The sequence below is a fragment of the Mycobacterium sp. 1245805.9 genome (assembly GCF_001672915.1).
GTDB lineage: Bacteria > Actinomycetota > Actinomycetes > Mycobacteriales > Mycobacteriaceae > Mycobacterium.
In genome coordinates, this window is the sequence record NZ_LZKR01000143.1 from 1 (window position 1) to 1,073 (window position 1,073).

The 1,073-nt window shown below is 67.8% G+C and carries 1 pseudogene; it reads right to left on the minus strand.

Annotated elements, in window-relative coordinates:
* A pseudogene (locus A9X00_RS19340) lies at positions 1-1,017 on the minus strand (hypothetical protein); the annotation flags it as partial.
* Positions 1,018-1,073: the final 56 nt, after the last annotated feature.

Genomic DNA, 1,073 nt, shown 5'->3' on the forward strand with positions numbered 1-1,073 from the left:
CGCGCTGATGTCGGCACCCAAGTTGGGCAACGTAATCGGCGGCAACCCCGGGAACGGCGGCAACGTGAAACTCGGCAGCCCCGGCAGCGACAGGTTGATCGGCGGCAGGGTCAACGCCCCCGACAGGACCGCGTTCAGCGCCGCGCTGATGTCCGCCCCCAGGTTGGGCAACGTAATCGGCGGCAACCCCGGGAACGGCGGCAACGTGAAACTCGGCAGCCCCGGCAGCGTCAAGTTGATCGGCGGCAGACCCGGCAGCGTCAGGTTCAACGCCGCGTTGAGCGCCGCGCTGATGTCGGCACCCAAGTTGGGCAACGTAATCGGCGGCAACCCCGGGAACGGCGGCAACGTGACACTCGGCAAGCCAGGCAGCGACAGGTTGATCGGCGGCAGGGTCAGTGCCCCCGACAGGACCGCGTTCAGCGCCGCGTTGATGTCGGCACCCAAGTTGGGCAGCGTAATCGGCGGCAACCCCGGGAACGGCGGCAACGTGAAGCTCGGCAAGCCAGGCAGCGTCAAGTTGATCGGCGGCAACCCGGGCAGCGTCAGGTTGAGCATCGCGTTCAGTGCCGCGCTGATGTCGGCACCCAAGTTGGGCAACGTAATCGGCGGCAACCCCGGCAGCGGCGGCAACGTGAAGCTCGGCAAGCCCGGCAGCGACAGGTTGATCGGCGGCAGGGTCAGTGCCCCCGACAGGACCGCGTTCAGCGCCGCGTTGATGTCGGCAGCCAAGTTGGGCAACGTAATCGGCGGCAACCCCGGGAACGGCGGCAACGTGAAGCTCGGCAAGCCCGGCAGCGTCAAGTTGATCGGCGGCAGGGTCAACGCCCCGGACAGGACCGCGTTCAGCGCGGCGTTGATGTCCGCCCCCAGGTTGGGCAACGTGATCGGCGGCAGACCCGGGAACGGCGGCAACGTGAAGCTCGGCAGCCCCGGCAGCGTCAAGTTGATCGGCGGCAGCCCCGGCAGCGTCAGGTTGAGCATCGCGTTCAGGGCCGCATTGATGTCGGCACCCAAGTTGGGCAACGTAATCGGCGGCAACCCCGGGAACGGCGGCAACGTGAAACTCGGCA